The sequence below is a fragment of the Streptomyces sp. NPDC001093 genome (assembly GCF_040298985.1).
In the GTDB taxonomy this organism is placed as follows: Bacteria; Actinomycetota; Actinomycetes; order Streptomycetales; family Streptomycetaceae; genus Streptomyces.
The window spans coordinates 12,280-28,513 of record NZ_JBEPBF010000078.1; the positions used below are offsets into that span (position 1 = coordinate 12,280).

12 protein-coding genes are annotated in these 16,234 nt (G+C 72.7%); 4 read left to right on the top strand and 8 right to left on the bottom strand.

Annotated elements, in window-relative coordinates:
- Positions 1-122: 122 nt before the first annotated feature.
- On the bottom strand, positions 123-2,165 hold the full coding sequence (locus ABT288_RS31080) for a M4 family metallopeptidase (protein WP_351614693.1): 2,043 nt from the start codon (positions 2,163-2,165) through the stop codon (positions 123-125).
- A gap of 351 nt (positions 2,166-2,516) precedes the next feature.
- On the opposite strand from ABT288_RS31080, the gene ABT288_RS31085 reads away from it, so the two are divergent.
- Positions 2,517-2,996: a hypothetical protein gene (locus tag ABT288_RS31085; protein WP_351614696.1), complete on the top strand. Its 480-nt coding sequence runs from the start codon at positions 2,517-2,519 to the stop codon at positions 2,994-2,996.
- A 176-nt stretch (positions 2,997-3,172) separates the two neighbouring features.
- Here ABT288_RS31085 and ABT288_RS31090 read toward each other — a convergent pair whose 3' ends face one another.
- The 6 genes from ABT288_RS31090 to ABT288_RS31115 form a co-directional block, all read right to left on the bottom strand.
- On the bottom strand, positions 3,173-4,936 hold the full coding sequence (locus tag ABT288_RS31090; RefSeq protein WP_351614699.1) for an ABC transporter ATP-binding protein: 1,764 nt from the start codon (positions 4,934-4,936) through the stop codon (positions 3,173-3,175).
- A complete protein-coding gene (locus ABT288_RS31095) occupies positions 4,933-6,639 on the bottom strand; it encodes an ABC transporter transmembrane domain-containing protein (protein ID WP_351614701.1) in 1,707 nt (568 codons plus the stop codon). The genes ABT288_RS31090 and ABT288_RS31095 overlap by 4 nt, the downstream gene beginning before the upstream one ends.
- Positions 6,640-6,740: 101 nt before the next feature.
- A complete protein-coding gene (locus ABT288_RS31100; RefSeq protein ID WP_351614704.1) occupies positions 6,741-7,385 on the bottom strand; it encodes a response regulator in 645 nt (214 codons plus the stop codon).
- Positions 7,375-8,625, bottom strand: coding sequence for a sensor histidine kinase (locus tag ABT288_RS31105; RefSeq protein WP_351614707.1), 1,251 nt, complete (start codon positions 8,623-8,625; stop codon positions 7,375-7,377). Before ABT288_RS31105 ends, ABT288_RS31100 begins: the two co-directional genes overlap by 11 nt.
- Before the next feature lie 25 nt (positions 8,626-8,650).
- The gene (locus tag ABT288_RS31110) at positions 8,651-9,385 is read right to left on the bottom strand and encodes an ABC transporter permease (RefSeq protein WP_351614710.1); all 735 of its coding nucleotides are present in this window, start codon (positions 9,383-9,385) and stop codon (positions 8,651-8,653) included.
- Positions 9,382-10,290: an ABC transporter ATP-binding protein gene (locus tag ABT288_RS31115; protein ID WP_351614713.1), complete on the bottom strand. Its 909-nt coding sequence runs from the start codon at positions 10,288-10,290 to the stop codon at positions 9,382-9,384. Before ABT288_RS31115 ends, ABT288_RS31110 begins: the two co-directional genes overlap by 4 nt.
- 207 nt (positions 10,291-10,497) lie before the next feature.
- On the opposite strand from ABT288_RS31115, the gene ABT288_RS31120 reads away from it, so the two are divergent.
- The 3 genes from ABT288_RS31120 to ABT288_RS31130 all read left to right on the top strand — a co-directional run bounded on the left by ABT288_RS31120 (position 10,498) and on the right by ABT288_RS31130 (position 14,963).
- Positions 10,498-12,291 (top strand): ABC transporter ATP-binding protein, encoded by a 1,794-nt coding sequence (locus ABT288_RS31120; protein ID WP_351614716.1) that lies wholly within the window; start codon positions 10,498-10,500, stop codon positions 12,289-12,291.
- A complete protein-coding gene (locus tag ABT288_RS31125) occupies positions 12,288-14,162 on the top strand; it encodes an ABC transporter ATP-binding protein (protein WP_351614719.1) in 1,875 nt (624 codons plus the stop codon). The genes ABT288_RS31120 and ABT288_RS31125 overlap by 4 nt, the downstream gene beginning before the upstream one ends.
- 276 nt (positions 14,163-14,438) lie before the next feature.
- Entirely contained in the window at positions 14,439-14,963 is a 525-nt protein-coding gene (locus ABT288_RS31130; RefSeq protein ID WP_351614722.1) for a hypothetical protein, read from the top strand.
- A 34-nt stretch (positions 14,964-14,997) separates the two neighbouring features.
- Here ABT288_RS31130 and ABT288_RS31135 read toward each other — a convergent pair whose 3' ends face one another.
- Positions 14,998-16,218 carry a putative hexosyltransferase gene (locus ABT288_RS31135; RefSeq protein ID WP_351614773.1) on the bottom strand — a complete coding sequence of 407 codons (1,221 nt, stop codon included), beginning with the start codon at positions 16,216-16,218 and terminating at the stop codon, positions 14,998-15,000.
- Positions 16,219-16,234 lie beyond the last annotated feature (16 nt).

Below are 16,234 nucleotides of genomic sequence, written 5' to 3' on the forward strand. Positions count from 1 at the left end.
CCTTTTCGTGTGGGGGGCGGCACCCATCCGGCCGGTAACTTTTCCGGGTTTTTCACCGGGGCGCCTTGGGCGCCCCCCCCCCCCCCCCCCCGCGCCCAGTTCCCGGGCATTTGGCGTTCGCTTTACGGGAACGTCAGCTTCCAGTCGTTGATCGTTCCGGTGTCGTACGTGGCCTGATCCTGCACCCGCAACTTCCAGGTGCCGTTGGCCTGTTCGGCGGCCGCGTTGACCGTGTAGGTCTGCTTCACGTCGTGCGCCGAGTCCGAGGAGCTGAAGTCCTTCAGACGGTAGGCGGTGCCCGAGGGGCCGACGAGGTCGATCACCAGGTCACCCCGCCAGGTGTGGGTGATGTCGACGTACACCTGAAGGTTGCTCGGCGCGTTTCCGGTCCTGCCGGAGACCGTGATGTCCGAGGTGACGGCGGGACCGTTGTCCGGGATGGCGACCTGGGTGTTGCTCTCGTACGTCGTACCGCCGCCTCCGCCGCCCCCGTCGGAGCGCGAACCGACCGCCACGGCCGCCCACGCGTCCTGCACCGCCTTGTACTCGGTGCTGGAGGTGCCGTACAGCTCACCGGCCGCCGCCAGGGTGCCGGTGCGGGCGCCGGCGTAGTCGGTGGTGGAGGTGTACTTCGTGGTGAGCGCCCGGTACCAGATCTGCAGCGCCTTGTCCCGGCCGATGCCGGTGACCGGAAGCCCGTCCGCCGTCGGCGAGTCGTAGCTGACGCCGTTGATCACCTTGGCGCCGCTGCCCTCGGACAGGAGGTAGAAGAAGTGGTTCGCGACGCCGGAGGAGTAGTGGACGTCCAGGTCGCCGACCGACGAGGACCAGGAGTCGGCCGAGTTGCCGTCCTTGCTGGGCTTGTCCATGTACCGCAGCGGCGTGCCGTTGCCGTTGATGTTGATCTTCTCGCCGATGAGGTAGTCACCGGGGTCGGAGGGGTTGTTGGCGTAGAACTCCACGCCGGTGCCCATGATGTCCGACGTGGCCTCGTTCAGGCCGCCGGACTCCCCCGAGTAGTCCAGGCCCGCGGTGTTGGCGGTGACGCCGTGGCTCATCTCGTGGCCGGCGACGTCGAGCGAGGTCAGCGGGTCGGCGTTGCCGGAGCCGTCGCCGTAGGTCATGCAGAAGCAGCTGTCGTCCCAGAACGCGTTCACGTACGCGTTGCCGTAGTGGACGCGGGAGTAGGCGCCGACGCCGTCGTTGCGGATGCCGCTGCGCCCGAAGGTGTTCTTGTAGAAGTCCCAGGTCTCCTGCGCGCCGTAGTGGGCGTCCGCGCCCGCGGTGGCCGCGTTGGACGTGGTCCCGTTGCCCCAGGTGTCGTTGCTCTGCGAGAAGAGGGTGCCGGTGCCCGAGGTGCCGTGGTTCAGGTTGTACGTCTTGTGTCCGCCGCGCGCCCCGTCGGTCAGCGTGTACGTCGACCCCGACTGGGTCGTCGTCAGGTTCACCTGGCCGCTGTACCGGGTGTTGCCGACGCCGGTCTCGATGCCCTGGTACTCGTAGAGCTTCTTGCCGGTGGCCGCGTCGGTGATGACGTGCAGCTGGTTCGGGGTGCCGTCGTCCTGGAGGCCGCCGACGACCGTCTCGTAGGCGAGGACGGGCTTTCCGGTCGCCGCCCAGATCACCTTGCGGACACTGTCCGCGGCGGACTTGGTCCCGCCCCGGGCCTTGGACCGCTGAAGGGCCTGCTTCTCGGCCGTGGCCTTCGACACGGCCGGGGTGAGGCCGGCGACCTGCACGTTGGCGCGGGTGGCCTTGATGACGTCCATGGTCTTGCCGGACGTGTTGCTGGTCACGACCAGGTCACCGCCGAGCACCGGAAGGCCGGCGTAGGTGCGCTCGTAGCGGGTGTGCAGGGTGCCGTCGGTGTCCTTCACGACGTCCTTGACGACCAGCTTCTCCTTGGCGCCGAGGCCGAGGGACCGGGCGGTGGCGGCCTTCGTGGCGTCGGCGTGCCGTATCAGCTCGACGCGCTGCGAGGGCGTGAGCCGCGCGGCGACATGGGCCTTGTCGATCTTCCCCGGCCGGGGCTTCGCCGGTGCGGCGCTGGCCGCGCCCGACTGGACGGCGGCGGCGATCAGGGCGGCGACCCCGGCGAGGGCGACGGTGGCGGTGCGCCGGTGTGACGCGTGGGGGGTGCGTCTGCGAGAGGAACTGCTGCTCAACACTGACTCCTTCTGCGTGGCCGCGGGTCGCGCGGCCAGGGGAGACCGGACGGTGGGTTGGGGCGTCCGGGCAGAACAGGGCGTTACGCGGAACCACGTGCAGGCCGGCTCGCACGAGCAGATGTGACTGTGGGGTTGCTGTGAGTCGGCCTGGGAAGAGTGACAGGGGATCACGGTTCCTGTCAGGACCGCGTCACAAAGTTGGCCGGAAATGGTCCGTTGATCGGATGTTCATGTTCGTTATGCGGACCGCTCACTTCGGTGTGCTCCCGGGTCTGCTCCGGATGTCCAGTAGGGTGGCCCGGCCACGGGGGGTGAGCGCGGATGGTGCAGGGGCGGGAACGTATCGGCGTGCGCGGGACGCTGGGCCGGGGGCTGCGGGTGGGCCTGGTGATGGCGGGCGCGCCCGCGTTGCCCTGGGCCGTCCTCTGTCTCGCGGTCGCCGCGGCCGAGTGTCTCAGGGGAGGGGACACCGAGATCGCCGCCTTCGACCTGCGGGCCTTCGGGCTGCTCGTCGGTGGCGGGCTGCCGGCCGGGGTGCTGATGGGGCTCGTCCTCGCGGGCGGTCTGGCCCTGGCGTCCCGTGTGCTGCGCGGCACCGGGGGACTGGCGCTGGTGGGGGCACTGCTGGGCGGGCTGGTCTTCCCCGTCGAGTTCGTGGTGGTGGGTGTCGCCTCCGACGGGGGATACGCCGAGTTCGGCACGACCTTCCTGCTGTGGCCGGTCATGACGGCGGTGGCCGGCATGCACGGTTCCGACATCGTGGGCCGGACCCACAGACGCGGCTGGCTGTGGACGCCGTTGCCGGGCCGGGGCCCATCGCCCGGCTGACGGGGTGTCGGGGGCGTGGCCGGCATGGAGGCGGCCGGCGTCCGCGGCTCACGACAGCCACCACGCGACTCGGCGTACAGCCCGGCCCATGCGGTCGGGTGGTGTGGCGTCCGGGGCTTCGGCGGCCGGCCCTTCCTGGAGTCGCGTGGCCGGGGGCCGGCCGGTGCCGAGTCGGCTCACCTCTCCGTGGTGTCCCCGTGCCAGGTCCGCCACAGGGCCGCGTAGGCGCCGCCGGCCGTCACCAGGTCCTCGTGCGTGCCCAGTTCGGTCAGGCGGCCGTCCTCCATGACCGCCACCCGGTCGGCGTCGTGGGCCGTGTGGAGGCGGTGTGCGATGGCGATGACCGTGCGGCCCTGCAGGACGGCGGCGAGGGCGCGTTCGGCGTGCCGGGCCGTCGTGGGGTCCAGCAGGGCGGTGGCCTCGTCCAGGATCAGGGTGTGCGGGTCGGCCAGCACCACCCGGGCCAGGGCGAGTTGCTGGGCCTGGGAGCCGTCGGTGGCGCGGCCGCCCGCGCCGAGCCGGGTGTCCAGGCCGTCCGGCAGGTCCCGGACCCAGTCGTCGGCCCCGACCGTCGCGAGCGCCGCCCACAGGTCGTCGTCCGTGGCGCCCGGCTCGGCGATCAGCAGGTTGTCGCGGACCGTACCGAGGAACACATGGTGTTCCTGCGTGACCAGGACCACCTGACGGCGCAGCAGCTCCGACTCCAGTTCGGCCACCGGCACCCCGCCCACCGTCACCGCGCCCGTGCCGGGCCGGTCGATGCCCGCGAGGAGTCGGCTGAGTGTCGTCTTCCCGGCGCCGGAGGGGCCGACCACCGCGAGCCGCTCCCCGGGCCGTACGGTCAGATCCACCCCGCGCAGCACCTCGCCGCCGCGCTCATAGGCGTACCGGACCCCGCGCACGTCGATCCGGTCGTCCGCCGGGACCGGGGAGCCGGCCCCGGTCTCCCCGCGCGGCGCCTGCGCCAGGCCCTCCACGCGGGCGAACGAGGCGCTGCTGCTCTGCAGTTGCTCCACACGCATCAGGATCTGGTCCAGCGGCTCGGTGAACTGCCGCAGGTACAAGGCCGCCGCCACCACCGCGCCGACTCCGACCGCGCCCCGCTGGTGCAGCCAGCCGCCGAGCAGCAGCACGCCCACCACGGGCACGGTGTACGTCACCTCGACCGCGGGGAAGAACACCGTGCGCAGGAACAGCGTGTACAGACGCGTACGGCGGGACTCCTCCAGCGCGTCCCGGCTCGCCGCCACCCGCCGTTCCCGCAGCCCGAACGCCTCGACGGTCCGGGCCCCGGCCGCCGTCGAGGCGACGATCTCCGCGACCTGGGACGTGGCCGCGCCCTCGGCGAGATAGCCGTCCCGGGCCCGCCGGAGATACCAGCGCAGCGCCGGCCAGATCGGGGTCAGCCCGAGCAGTCCGAACGCGCCCAGCAGCGGGTCGAGCGCGAACACCGCCACCAGCACCAGCAACGCCTGCACGGTGTTGACCAGCAGCTCCGGGCCGACGTCCCGCAGGGTGGTGCCGACGACCGCCACGTCCGCCGTGCCGCGTGCCGTCAGATCGCCGGTGCCGGCCCGCTCCACCACGGACGCGGGCAGGGCCAGCACCCGCTCGACGTACTGCTCGCGCACCCGGGCCAGCGTGCGCTCCCCGAACCGGTACCCCACGTACCGCGCCCAGCGGGCCAGCAGCAGCTGGGCCAGCGCGCACACCAGGATCCACGGCGCGAGCCGGTCCACCGCGCCGGCCCCCTGCCCGCCCCGCACCTCGTCCACGATCCGCCCGACCAGCCACGGCCCGACCAGCCCCGCCCCCGCCGCGAGCGCGTTCAGCAGCAACGCGGCGACGAACGCCCGCCCGTCGGCCCGCACCAGCCGCAGCGCGGCCCGCCGTACCCGCGCCCGGTCGGCGACCGGCAACAGACGCTCAGCCGCCGTCACCGTACGACCCCCTCCGTGTCCCGGGCCACGAGTGCCCGGTAGCCCGGCTCCGTCGTGAGCAGCCGGCGGTGCGGGCCGGTCGCCGCGACCTTTCCGTCGACCAGGAAGACGACCGTGTCCGCGCGGTCCAGCATCAGCGGTGAGGTCGACGTCACCACCGTCGTGCGGCCCTCCCGGGCCTCCCGCAGCCGCCGTGCGACCGTCGCCTCGGTGTGCGCGTCCAGCGCCGAGGTCGGCTCGACCGCGAGCAGCACCTCCGGGTCGGCCGACAACGCCCTTACCAGCCGCACCCGTTGGCGCTGGCCGCCCGACAGGCTGCGGCCCTGGCCGGACACCGGCGACTTCAGGCCCTCGGGCAGCCCGCGTACGACGTCCTCGGCGGCCGCCGCGTACAGCGCCCGGCCGAGCTCCGCCTCGTCGGTGGGGTGCCCGGCGGCCACGACCTCCCGCAGCGGCCCCTCGAACAGGTCGGCCTCGTTGTCCGCGACCAGGATCCGCCCGCGCACGTCCGCCAGCGGGACCGCGTCCAGCCGTACCCCGCCCCAGGTGGCGTCGGTCGGCCCGAAGCGGCCGAGCCGGTCCACGACGGCGGCGGCCTCGGCGGGCCGGGCGGTGGCCAGCGCGGTCAGCCGGCCCGGCACCACCCGCACTCCGGACGCCGGATCGTGCAGCTCGGCCGGTCCCGCGGGCGCCGGCAGCGTGCCCTCGTCCGGCTCCGGTTCCAGCCGCAGCAGCCGTACGACCCGGCGCGCGGCCACCACGCCCCGGTTCAGGTCGTAGGCCATCTGCACGAAGAAGGCGACAGGACCGATCAGTACGGCCACGTAGCCGTACACGGACACCAACTCGCCGACGGTGATGGACCCTTGGGCCGCGAGCCGCGCCGCGAGCCAGGTCACCACGGCCAGGAACAGGGTGGGCAGGCCCACGCCGAGCGCCTGCACCCAGCTGGCCACCGCGCCCACCCGGTAGCCCTGTGCGCGCAGCCGCTGCGAGTCCTGCCGGAAGGCGTCCGCGAACAGCCCCTTGCCGCCCAGTCCGTTGAGGACGCGCAGCCCGCCCGCGAGGTCGCCGATGCGCGCGGTCAGCACGCCCTGCCGCTCCCGGTAGGTGCTCTCCGCGCCCTGCAGCCGCAGCGTCAGCGGCCCGGTGACCAGCGCGATCACCGGCAGCCCCAGCAGCACGACCGCGGCGAGCGGTGCCGAGAGCGCCAGCAGCAGCCCGGCCACCACGACGTAGACCACGGCCGAGCCGACGCCCGGACCGACCACCGTCAGCGCCTGCGCGATGGTCTTTACGTCACCGACTCCGATGGTCACCACCTCACCGGCCCCCGCCCGGCGCGGCAGCGCGGCCCCGAGCCGCACCACATGGCCCACGACCACCTTCACCGTGCGGAAGTTGGCGTCCATGCGCACCCGGGTCATCGTGCGGTGCCGCATGATGCTCAGCCAGGCGTTGACCGACCCGACCACGAACATCACCCCGGTCCACGCGGCCAGCACGCCCAGCCGCCCCGGCACCAGCCCCTCGTCCACGGCCCGCGCCATCAGATACGGCTGCGCGGCCAGCAGCACCATCCACACACTGCCCAGCAGCGCCCCCACCGCCGACCGCCCCGGCTGGCGCAGCACCAGCCACCACAGATAGCGCCAGCCGCCGCGCGTGTCCGGGGTGCCCGGATCCTCGTACGCGTCGATCATCCATCCCCCGATCGGCTCGCCCCGCCTTGGGAAACGTCGAACCTATCGGGGGCGGGGACGGCCGCTCCAGCCAATTAAGGCGGGGGTGGTGCTCTCCGGTCCTACCCGAGGATCCCCCGGTCGTACCCCGCCGCCACCGCCGCCGCCCGGTCGTTGACGCCGAGCTTGGCGTACAGATGGGTGAGGTGGGTCTTCACCGTGGCCTCGCTGATGAACAGCTCGCGGGCGATCTCGCGGTTCGACGTGCCCCTGGCCACCAGGACCAGAACCTCGCGTTCACGGGCCGAGAGCGGCTCGCCCGCGGGGGTGCGGGGCGAGCGGACCGCGTGGACCAGGCGGGAGGCGACGGCCGGGGAGAGGACCGTACGGCCCTCGGCGGCGGCGCGGACGGCGGTGAACAGCTCGTCGCGCGGGGCGTCCTTGAGGAGGTAGCCGGTCGCGCCCGCCTCGATCGCGGGCAGGGTGTCGGAGTCGGTGTCGTAGGTGGTGAGGACCAGGACCTTCGCGCGGGCGCCCCGGCGGGTCAGCTCGCGGATCGCGTCGACGCCCGAACCGCCCGGCATCCGCAGGTCCATCAGGACCACGTCCGGGTCCAGGGCCGCGGCCCTGGCCACCGCCTCGGCGCCGTTCGCCGCCTCCCCGAGCACCCGGAAGCCCGGGGCGGACTCGAACATGCCGCGCAGGCCGTCGCGGACCACCGGGTGGTCGTCGACGATCAGGAGGGTGATGGCGGGCTCAGCGGTCATCGCGGACCAAGGGTACGCGAGCCGACACCGCCGTACCGTGACCCGGCTCCGACTCGACGGTGAGGGAGCCGGCGATCCGCTCGGCCCGGGCCCGCATGCCCTCCAGGCCGAAGCCGCCGCTGCGGGTGCGCTCCGGTACGGCGGCCGGGTCGAAGCCGGTGCCGTCGTCGCGGATGTCCAGCGTGACCTCGTCGCCCATGAAGGACAGGGTGACGCCGACGCGGGTCGGCCGGCCGTGCCGGGCCGCGTTGGACAGGGCCTCCTGGGCGATGCGCAGCAGGGTCGCCGAGATCTCGTCGTGGAGCTGCTCGGTGGTGCCGGTGACGGTGAACTCGGCGCGCACACCGTTGCGTTCGCCCCAATCGGCGACCGTCTTCTTCAGCGCCTCCGGCAGCCCGTCGGCGGCCAGGGCGACCGGGGCCAGATTGTGCACCGAGCGGCGGGCCTCGCCGAGGCTGTGCCGGGCGAGGGCGGAGGCGCGCTCCAGGTGGGTGCGGGCGGTGGTCAGGTCGGGGGCGTTGGCGACGACCTGGAGCTGGGCGATGATCCCGGTCAGGCCCTGGGCGATGGTGTCGTGGATCTCGGCGGCGAGCCGGCGGCGCTCGTCGGCGACGCCCGCCTCCCGTGCCTGGAGCAGGAGTTGGGCGTGCAGCGCGGCGTTCTCGTCCAGGGCCTGCTGCAACGCGGTGTTGGTGCGCTCCAGTTCGGCGATGGTGTCGGCCTGGACGACGGCGCGGGCCTGCTCCTGCTGAGAGTACCGGGTGAACACACTGACCAAGCCGATGTTGACGGCCAGGACCAGGAAGAAGCCGGCCCACAGGATCAGCCCGTGCGGCGGCCAGCCGCCGATCTCGCTGCCGGACATGGTGACGGCGGTCAGGAAGAGACCGGGCAGCACCAGCCGGGCCGGCAGCTCCCGGACCGCGGTGTAGTAGCCCGTCACGGCGTAGAAGGCGAAGAACGGGTTGGCCCAGGTCAGCACGAAGGCGATGGCCCAGCGCAGCAGGAAGAGGAAGACACCGGTCCGGCTCGGACCCGGCCTCTTCCGCTTCGCCCGTCCCCAGCACAGCTGCAGCACGACGGCCGCGGGCACGAGCACGGCGGAGACGACCCATCCGGTCCGGTCCATGCCGACCGCGCGGGCCGACAGCGCGGCCGCGACGACACCGGCGGCCAGCAGCGCCCAGGGCCCCCATGCGTCGAAGGAGGCCCGGGGCTGCTGGTGCGCGGCGTTCGTCATCCCACCAGTCTCCGGCACGGCCCGCTCACTCCCAGCGGAACCAGCGGGCCGCCCCCGCCGTCAGCAGCACCGCCCAGGCCGCGAGCACGACCAGGTGCCCCCAGCCGGGCCAGTCACCGGCGGCCGCCTCGCCCAGGGCGCGGGCCGCCGCACCGAACGGGGTGAGCTGGACCACACGGGCCAGCGTGTGCGGCATCTCCTGCACCGGCAGCCACACGCCCGCGCAGAACATCATCGGGAAGAACACCGCCGAGCCGATCGCGCTCGCGATCTTCGTGGTGCGGGACAGCGCCGAGACGACGGAGCCGAGGGCGAGGGCCGAGGCGGTCGCGAGCAGCAGGGCCAGCAGATACCCGGCCGGCTGCTCGGGCAGCTTCACGTCGAAGGCGAGGCGGCCGACGACGAGCGCGAGCAGCGCGGAGGCCAGCGCCACCGTGCCCTGCACGGCCATCTGCGCGGACAGCAGGGCGGAGGGCCGTACGGGCGTGAGCCGCATCCGGCGCAGGATGCCCCGCTCCCGGTGGCCGGTCAGCACCTGCGGCAGCGACTGCACACCGGACATGATCAGGGCGATCAGGACGGCGATGGGCACGTAGGCGTCGACCGGCCGCAGCCCGCCCAGGGACTTGTCGGCCTCCCGGAACGACGGGATCGAGCCGAGGATGACCAGGAGCAGCGTCGGGAACAGGAAGATCCAGAAGACTGCGCCGGGTTCGCGGCGGAAGAGACGGAACTCGGTGCGCAGGACGGCGGTGTTCATGCCGTGGCCTCCTTGGTCAGGTCCAGGAACGCGTCGTCGAGGGTGGCGTCCAGGACGCGGAGCTGATGGGCGGTGACGCGGTGCCGGGCGAGCAGGGTGATGACCGCGTTGACGGTCTCGTCGGTGCCGGAGAGCGTGATCCGGCCGTCCTTGCGCTCGATCGAGGCGAGGGCCGGGAGCGCGGCGAGGTCGTGGTCGTCCAGCGGGGCCGACGGGGTGAAGCTGATGACGGTCGCGCCCGCCGAGCGGCGGATCAGTCCGGCCGGTGTGTCCAGCGCCGCGACCCGGCCCTTGTCGATGACCGCGATACGGTCGCAGAGGCGCTGCGCCTCCTCCATGAAGTGGGTGACGAGCAGCACGGTGACCCCGCTCCCGCGGACGTCCTCGATGAGCTGCCAGGTGTCGCGGCGGGCCCGCGGGTCGAGCCCGGTGGTCAGCTCGTCCAGCACGACGACGCGCGGGTTCCCGATGAGCGCCAGCGCGATGAACAGCCGCTGCTGCTGCCCGCCGGACAGCTTGCCGAACCGGGTCCCGAGCTTCGCCGTGAGCCCGAGGCGTTCGGCGAGCGGCCGCCAGTCGGCAGGGTGCGGGTAGAAGGTTGCGTACAGCTCCAGCGCCTCGCGCACGGTGAGCTTGGGCTGGAGTTCGCTCTGCTGGAGCTGGGCGCCGAGGATCCTCGCGACCTCGTCGTGGTCGGCGACGGGGTCCAGGCCGGCGACCCGGACCCGGCCCGCGTCGGGCACGCGCAGCCCCTCGACGCACTCCACGGTGGTGGTCTTTCCGGCGCCGTTCGGGCCGAGGATCCCGAAGATCTCGCCCTCCTCGACGGCGAAGGAGACCCCGTCGACGACGGCCCGGCCGCCGTACGACTTGCGCAGATCGGTGACTTCGATGACGGATGGCATGCTCCGAGAATCCCGTTCGGGCGGGGCCCGGCACATCGGCCGCCCCGCTCGAAGCGGCATCGTCCGATCGGTTGATGCCGGGCTACGACCCCTCGTGCGGAACCCTCGTCCGAGGGGTCGAACACGCAGGTCGTAGGACCAAGGGCGGACCCGGGTCCGGCCGAAACCCGGTGGGCGATGTCAGTGCCGGTCCGTACGCTCGCGGTGATGCCCACGACACGTGCAACCACCGAGGACCGTTCCGCCGTTCGTACCCTGCTGCGGCTGTGGCCGTACGTCCGCCCCGTGCGGGCGCGGCTGTTCACGGCCGCGTTCGTCGCGATCGCCGCCTCCTGCACCGGGCTGGTGATCCCGCTCGTCCTGAAGTGGATCGTGGACGGGCCGGTCGCCGACCGGGACCCGGCCGGAGTGTGGCTCGGCGCGCTGTATCTGCTCCTGCTCGGGATCGCCGAGGCGGTCCTGTTCGGCATACGGCGCTGGCTGGTGGCCCGCCCGCTGCCGCACGTCGAGGCGGAGATGCGGGCCGGTCTCTACGGCCGTCTGCAGCGGCTGCCCGTCGCCTTCCACGACCGCTGGGCCTCCGGCCAGCTGCTGTCGCGGGGCACGACCGATCTGATGCTGCTGCGTCAGTTCCTCGCCTTCCCACTGACGTTCCTGCTGGTCAACGGGGTGACGATCCTGGTCGGCGTGGTGATCATGCTGATGCAGGACTGGGTGCTGGGGCTGGTCATCCTCGGTCCGGCGATCCCCGTGATGTGGACCTGCGCGGTCTTCGAGCGGCGGTACGCCGAGGTGGCGCGGCGCGCGCAGGACCAGGTCGGCGACCTGACGACGGTGGTCGAGGAGAGCGTGCTCGGCATCCGCATCATCAAGGGCTTCGGCCGGCACCGCAGCCAGGCGCGGGCGTTCCGCGAGCTGTCGGTCACCCTGCGCGGCACGGAACTGCGCAAGGCGCGGCTGCTCGCCACGATCTGGGGTGTCATCGTGACGCTGCCCGAACTGGCGATCGGGGCGGCGCTGGTGCTGGGCGCGGTCCGCGTGGCCGACGGGGGGCTCTCGGCCGGCACGCTGGTCGCCTTTCTGAGCACGGCGCTGGCGCTGCGGTGGCCCGTGGACTCGATCGGGTTCCTGCTGGCGATGAGCCAGGAGGCGGCGACGGCGACGGAGCGGTACTTCGAGGTGATGGACGAGGTGCCGGAGGACGACGCGGCGGCACCCCGCGAGCCCGGGGACACGCGACCGGCCGACGCCGGACTCCGCTTCGAGAACGTCCGGTTCCGCTACCCCGACGCACCCCCCGGCTCCCCGCCCCTCCTCACCCGCATCGACCTCCACATCCGCCCCGGCGAGTCCATGGCCCTCGTCGGAGCCACCGGCAGCGGAAAGACCACCCTCACCGCGCTGGTACCCCGCCTGCACGAGCTCACCTCCGGCCGGATCACCCTCGACGGCGTCGACATCGCCGCGATGCCCCGCGAGGAGCTGCGCGCCAAGGTGGCCGTCGCCTTCGAGGAACCCACGCTGTTCTCCACGAGCGTCGGCGAGAACGTCCTGATGGGCGCCCCCGACGGCGCCGGACGACCGGACCTCGACCGAGCGCTCGCGGTCGCGCAGGCCGACTTCGCGCACGCCCTCCCCCAGGGCACCGACACCCGCGTCGGCGAGCAGGGCCTCAGCCTCTCCGGCGGCCAGCGGCAGCGCCTCGCGCTGGCCCGCGCGGTGGTCGGCAGACCGGAGTTCCTGGTGCTGGACGACCCGCTGTCCGCCCTGGACGTGCACACGGAGGCCGCCGTGGAGGCCGCGCTGCGGCAGGTCCTCGCCGACACCACCGCGCTGATCGTGGCGCACCGCCCGTCGACGGTGCTGCTCGCCGACCGGGTCGCCCTGCTCTCGGGCGGCCGGATCGCCGCCGTCGGCACCCATCAGGAACTGCTGCGCACCAACGCCGAGTACGCGCATCTGATGTCCGGAGATGCCGAGGACACGGAGGACTCCCGTTGACCACCACGACCGCCTCCACTCCCACCGCCGAGGACGACGAACTCCCCGGCCCGCAAGGTCAGGGCACCGGCAGCGACTCGGGTGACGTCTTCGACCGGGACGTCCTGCCCGCCCCGCCCGGCGCCACGGCCGCCCTGCTGCGCTCCCTGCTCGCGCCCCTGAAGGCACGGGCCGCGACGACCACGCTCCTGCTGCTGCTTCAGCAGGCGGCGGTGCAGGTGGGCCCGCTGCTGGTGGCGTACGCCATCGACAGCGCCGTACCGGCGTTCCGGGACCACCGGCACGGCCCGCTGATCGCGGTCGGCGTCGGCTATCTGCTGTGCGCCCTCGCCTCCGGCGTGCTGCAGTTCGCGTTCATCGAGACCTCCGCCCGGGTCAGCCAGGACGTGCTGCTGGATCTGCGGGGCCGGATCTTCCGGCACGCGCAGGCGCTGAGCATCGACTTCCACGAGCGGTACACGTCCGGACGGCTGATCTCCCGCTCCACCACCGACGTGGAGTCGCTGCGCGAACTGCTCAATGACGGCCTCCAGGAGCTGGTGACCGTCGTGCTGTCCTTCGTCTACATCTCGGCGATGCTGCTGTGGCTGGACCTCTCCATGGGCGCGGTCGCGGTGGCCTCGTTCCTGCCGCTGTACCTGCTGGTCCGGCTCTACCAGCGGCGGGCGGGACGGGTGTACCGGGCGCGGTCGACGGCGATCGCGGCGGTGATCGTGAAGTTCGTGGAGACGATGAACGGCATCCGCCCGGTGCGCGCCTTCCGCCGGGAGGCGGCCAACGACGCCGAGTTCGCCGTGCTCAACAGGCGGCACGAGCGGACGAACGGGGACGCGCTGCTGGAGATGGCCCGCTATGTGGTCGGCTCCCGGCTGGTGGCCAACACGGCCGTCGCGGGGATCGTGCTGTGGGGCGCCTACCGGGTGGCGTCCGGCTCGCTGGCGCTGGGTGTGCTGGCGGCGGCGGTGCTGTATCTGCGCCGGCTGTACGACCCGATCGACCGGCTGGGGATGTTCCTGAACTCCTACCAGTCGGCCGCCGCTTCCCTGGACAAGGTCGCCGGGCTGCTCGCCCAGACCCCGTCCGTGCCGGAGCCGGCCGTTCCTCATGAACTCCCGCCGCCGAAGGGCGACTTCCCCGGCCGTGAGGTCGTCTTCGAGGATGTCCGGTTCGGCTACCGCACCGGCGGTGAGGTGCTGCCCCGCTTCGGCCTGACCCTGCCGGCCGGGCAGACGGTCGCCGTGGTCGGCACCACGGGCGCCGGCAAGTCCACGCTCGCCAAGCTCCTCGCCCGCTTCTACGACCCCTCCGACGGCCGCGTGCTGCTGGACGGCGTGGATCTGCGCGAGCTGCCCGTGCCGGAACTGCGGCGCGGTGTCGTCATGGTGACCCAGGAGGCGTTCCTGTTCTCCGGCACGGTCGCCGACAACATCGCCATCGGCCGGCCCGGGGCCACCCGGGAGGAGATCGAGCGGGCGGCGAAGGCGATCGGCGCGCACGAGTTCATCAGCGCCCTGCCCGACGGCTACGACACCGACGTCCGCAAGCGCGGCGGGCGCATCTCGGCCGGGCAACGCCAACTGGTGGCCTTCGCCCGGGCGTTGCTCGCCGATCCGGCGGTGCTGATCCTGGACGAGGCGACCAGTTCGCTGGACATCCCGGGCGAGCGGGCCGTGCAGCGGGCGATGTCGACGGTGCTGCGGGGCCGTACGGCGGTGGTGATCGCGCACCGGCTGTCGACGGTGGAGATCGCGGACCGGGTGCTGGTGATGGAGCACGGCCGGATCGTCGAGGACGGCAGCCCGGAGGAACTGATCGGCGGCACGGGCCGGTTCGCGGATCTGCACCGGGCGTGGCGGGACAGCCTGGCGTAGGTGTGTCATTGTGTCGTTCAGCGTGCGTTCACTCGGGCTATGATGCGTGGTTGACGAGCGATCACGCCGACGCCGGTGCGCGTCCAGGCCCTCTTGGCCGGACGCGGCGTCAAGCCCCCGTCAAGGCCTTGCCTCGCACTGTTCTCGTTTGGATAAACGTTCAATCAAGAGAGCCCTCGGTCGGGCAAAGGGGTCTACTCGCATAGATGATCCCGGTGCTGTCATGCTCACGACCGCCCGGAATCCCTGCCGGGCACAGCACCGGGAGACCCCCACATGTCCCGAATATCGCGCCCCCTGGTGACCGCCCTCTCCTCGCTCGCCCTCGCCGCCGCGGGCCTCACCGTCACCACCGGTACGGCCCACGCCGCCAGTTGCAGCCAGGACTACCTCCCCCTGCCCGACTCGGCCTGCACGCCCGGGGCCCTCAACCCCGACGTCACCCAGGACACCATCGACTCGACCATCTGTGTCTCCGGCTGGACCGGGACCGTACGGCCGCCCAGCTCCTACACCACCGCGCTGAAGAAGCAGCAGATCGTCGAGTACGGCTACTCCGACACCAACCTCTCGGACTACGAGGAGGACCACTTCGTCCCGCTCGAACTCGGCGGCGCCCCGAGGAGCCCGGAGAACCTCTGGCCCGAGCCGCACTACGGCACCGAGACGTCCGCGAACAAGGACACCGTCGAGAACAAGCTGAAGAAGGCCGTCTGCGCCGGTGAGGTCAGCCTCACCGACGCACAGAACGCGATCATGACCGACTGGACGACCGCCCTGTCCAGCCTCGGCCTGGGCTGAGCGCTCGGCTCCCCGCCGGGCTGGGGGTGCCGGATCACGGCACCCCCAGCTCGAACAGGACGTACCCCGCGTACGACCCGGAGGCGAGCGCCGCGATGCCGAGCAGGGTGCACTGCACGGGCAGGCTCAGCCGGCGCATCGCGACCGCGAGCGGCAGGAACAGCGGGAAGCAGGGCAGCAGATAGCGGGAGACGTTCGCGAAGATCTGCTGGCTGCCGAGGACCAGGGCGAGGGTGAGGACGGTGTGCACGACCAGTACCGCCGGCGGGCGCAGCCTCAGGAGCAGGGGGAGCAGAGCGCACGCGAGCAGGACCACACCGACGCCGATGACGTCCGCGAAGGGGTAGGCGAACAGATAGTCGCCGAAGCGGCCCACCGGTACGGACGTCAGCACGTCCAGGGTCTGCCTGCCGTAGTCGAACTCGTGCGCCCAGGCCCCCGACTGCAGCTCGAAGTAGCCGCCCAGGTCGCCCATGCGGTCGCCGACCCAGAGCAGATAGCCGATCAGCCCGAGCGGGGCCAGGGCCGCCGCGAGCAGCGGGCGGTGGCTGTCGTCCTCGCGGCGGCGCAGCGCGAGCAGCGCGGCGAAGCCGACCCCGGCGATCAGCGCGGCGGCCGTGGGCCGGTTGAGGCCGGCCGCGAAGGCGAGGACTCCGGCGGTCAGCCACCGGCGGGTCATGACGGTGTAGCAGGTCCAGGCGGCCAGGGCCACGTAGAGGGAGTCGGAGTAGACCGCCCACTCCACGCCCGAGCCCGGCCACACCGCCCACAGCCCGGCCGCCGCGAGTCCGGCCCGCCGCCCGCCGAACCGCTCCGCGATCAGGCAGACGCCCAGCGCGGCGGCGAAGGAGGCGAGGACCGACACCAGCAGGCCGGCGCCGTACGGGCCGAGGCCGGTGACGGCCATGACCATCCGCATCAGGGCCGGGTACAGCGGGAAGAACGCCGCCGAGTTGCCCTCCAGTGTGATCAGTCCGGTGGCGCCCGGGACATGGACGAGCCTCGGGTCGTAACCGTGCAGGGCGATCTGCTGGTACCACCACCCGTCCCAGGTCGCCAGCACGTCCCAGGCGTGCGCTCCGCCGCCGAACCGGGGGTCCTTGGTGCGATAGTCCCCGGCCGAGGACAGCAGGTACAGGAAGGACAGGAAGCCCGTCAGCTTCAGCGCGCCGAACAGCGCGAGCACGGGCCCGTGCCGGCGGGCGGCGGCCCGCAGCCGGGAACCGGAGACGGCCTGCGCGGCCAGGGCCGGCATACGGGGCAGGGTCACG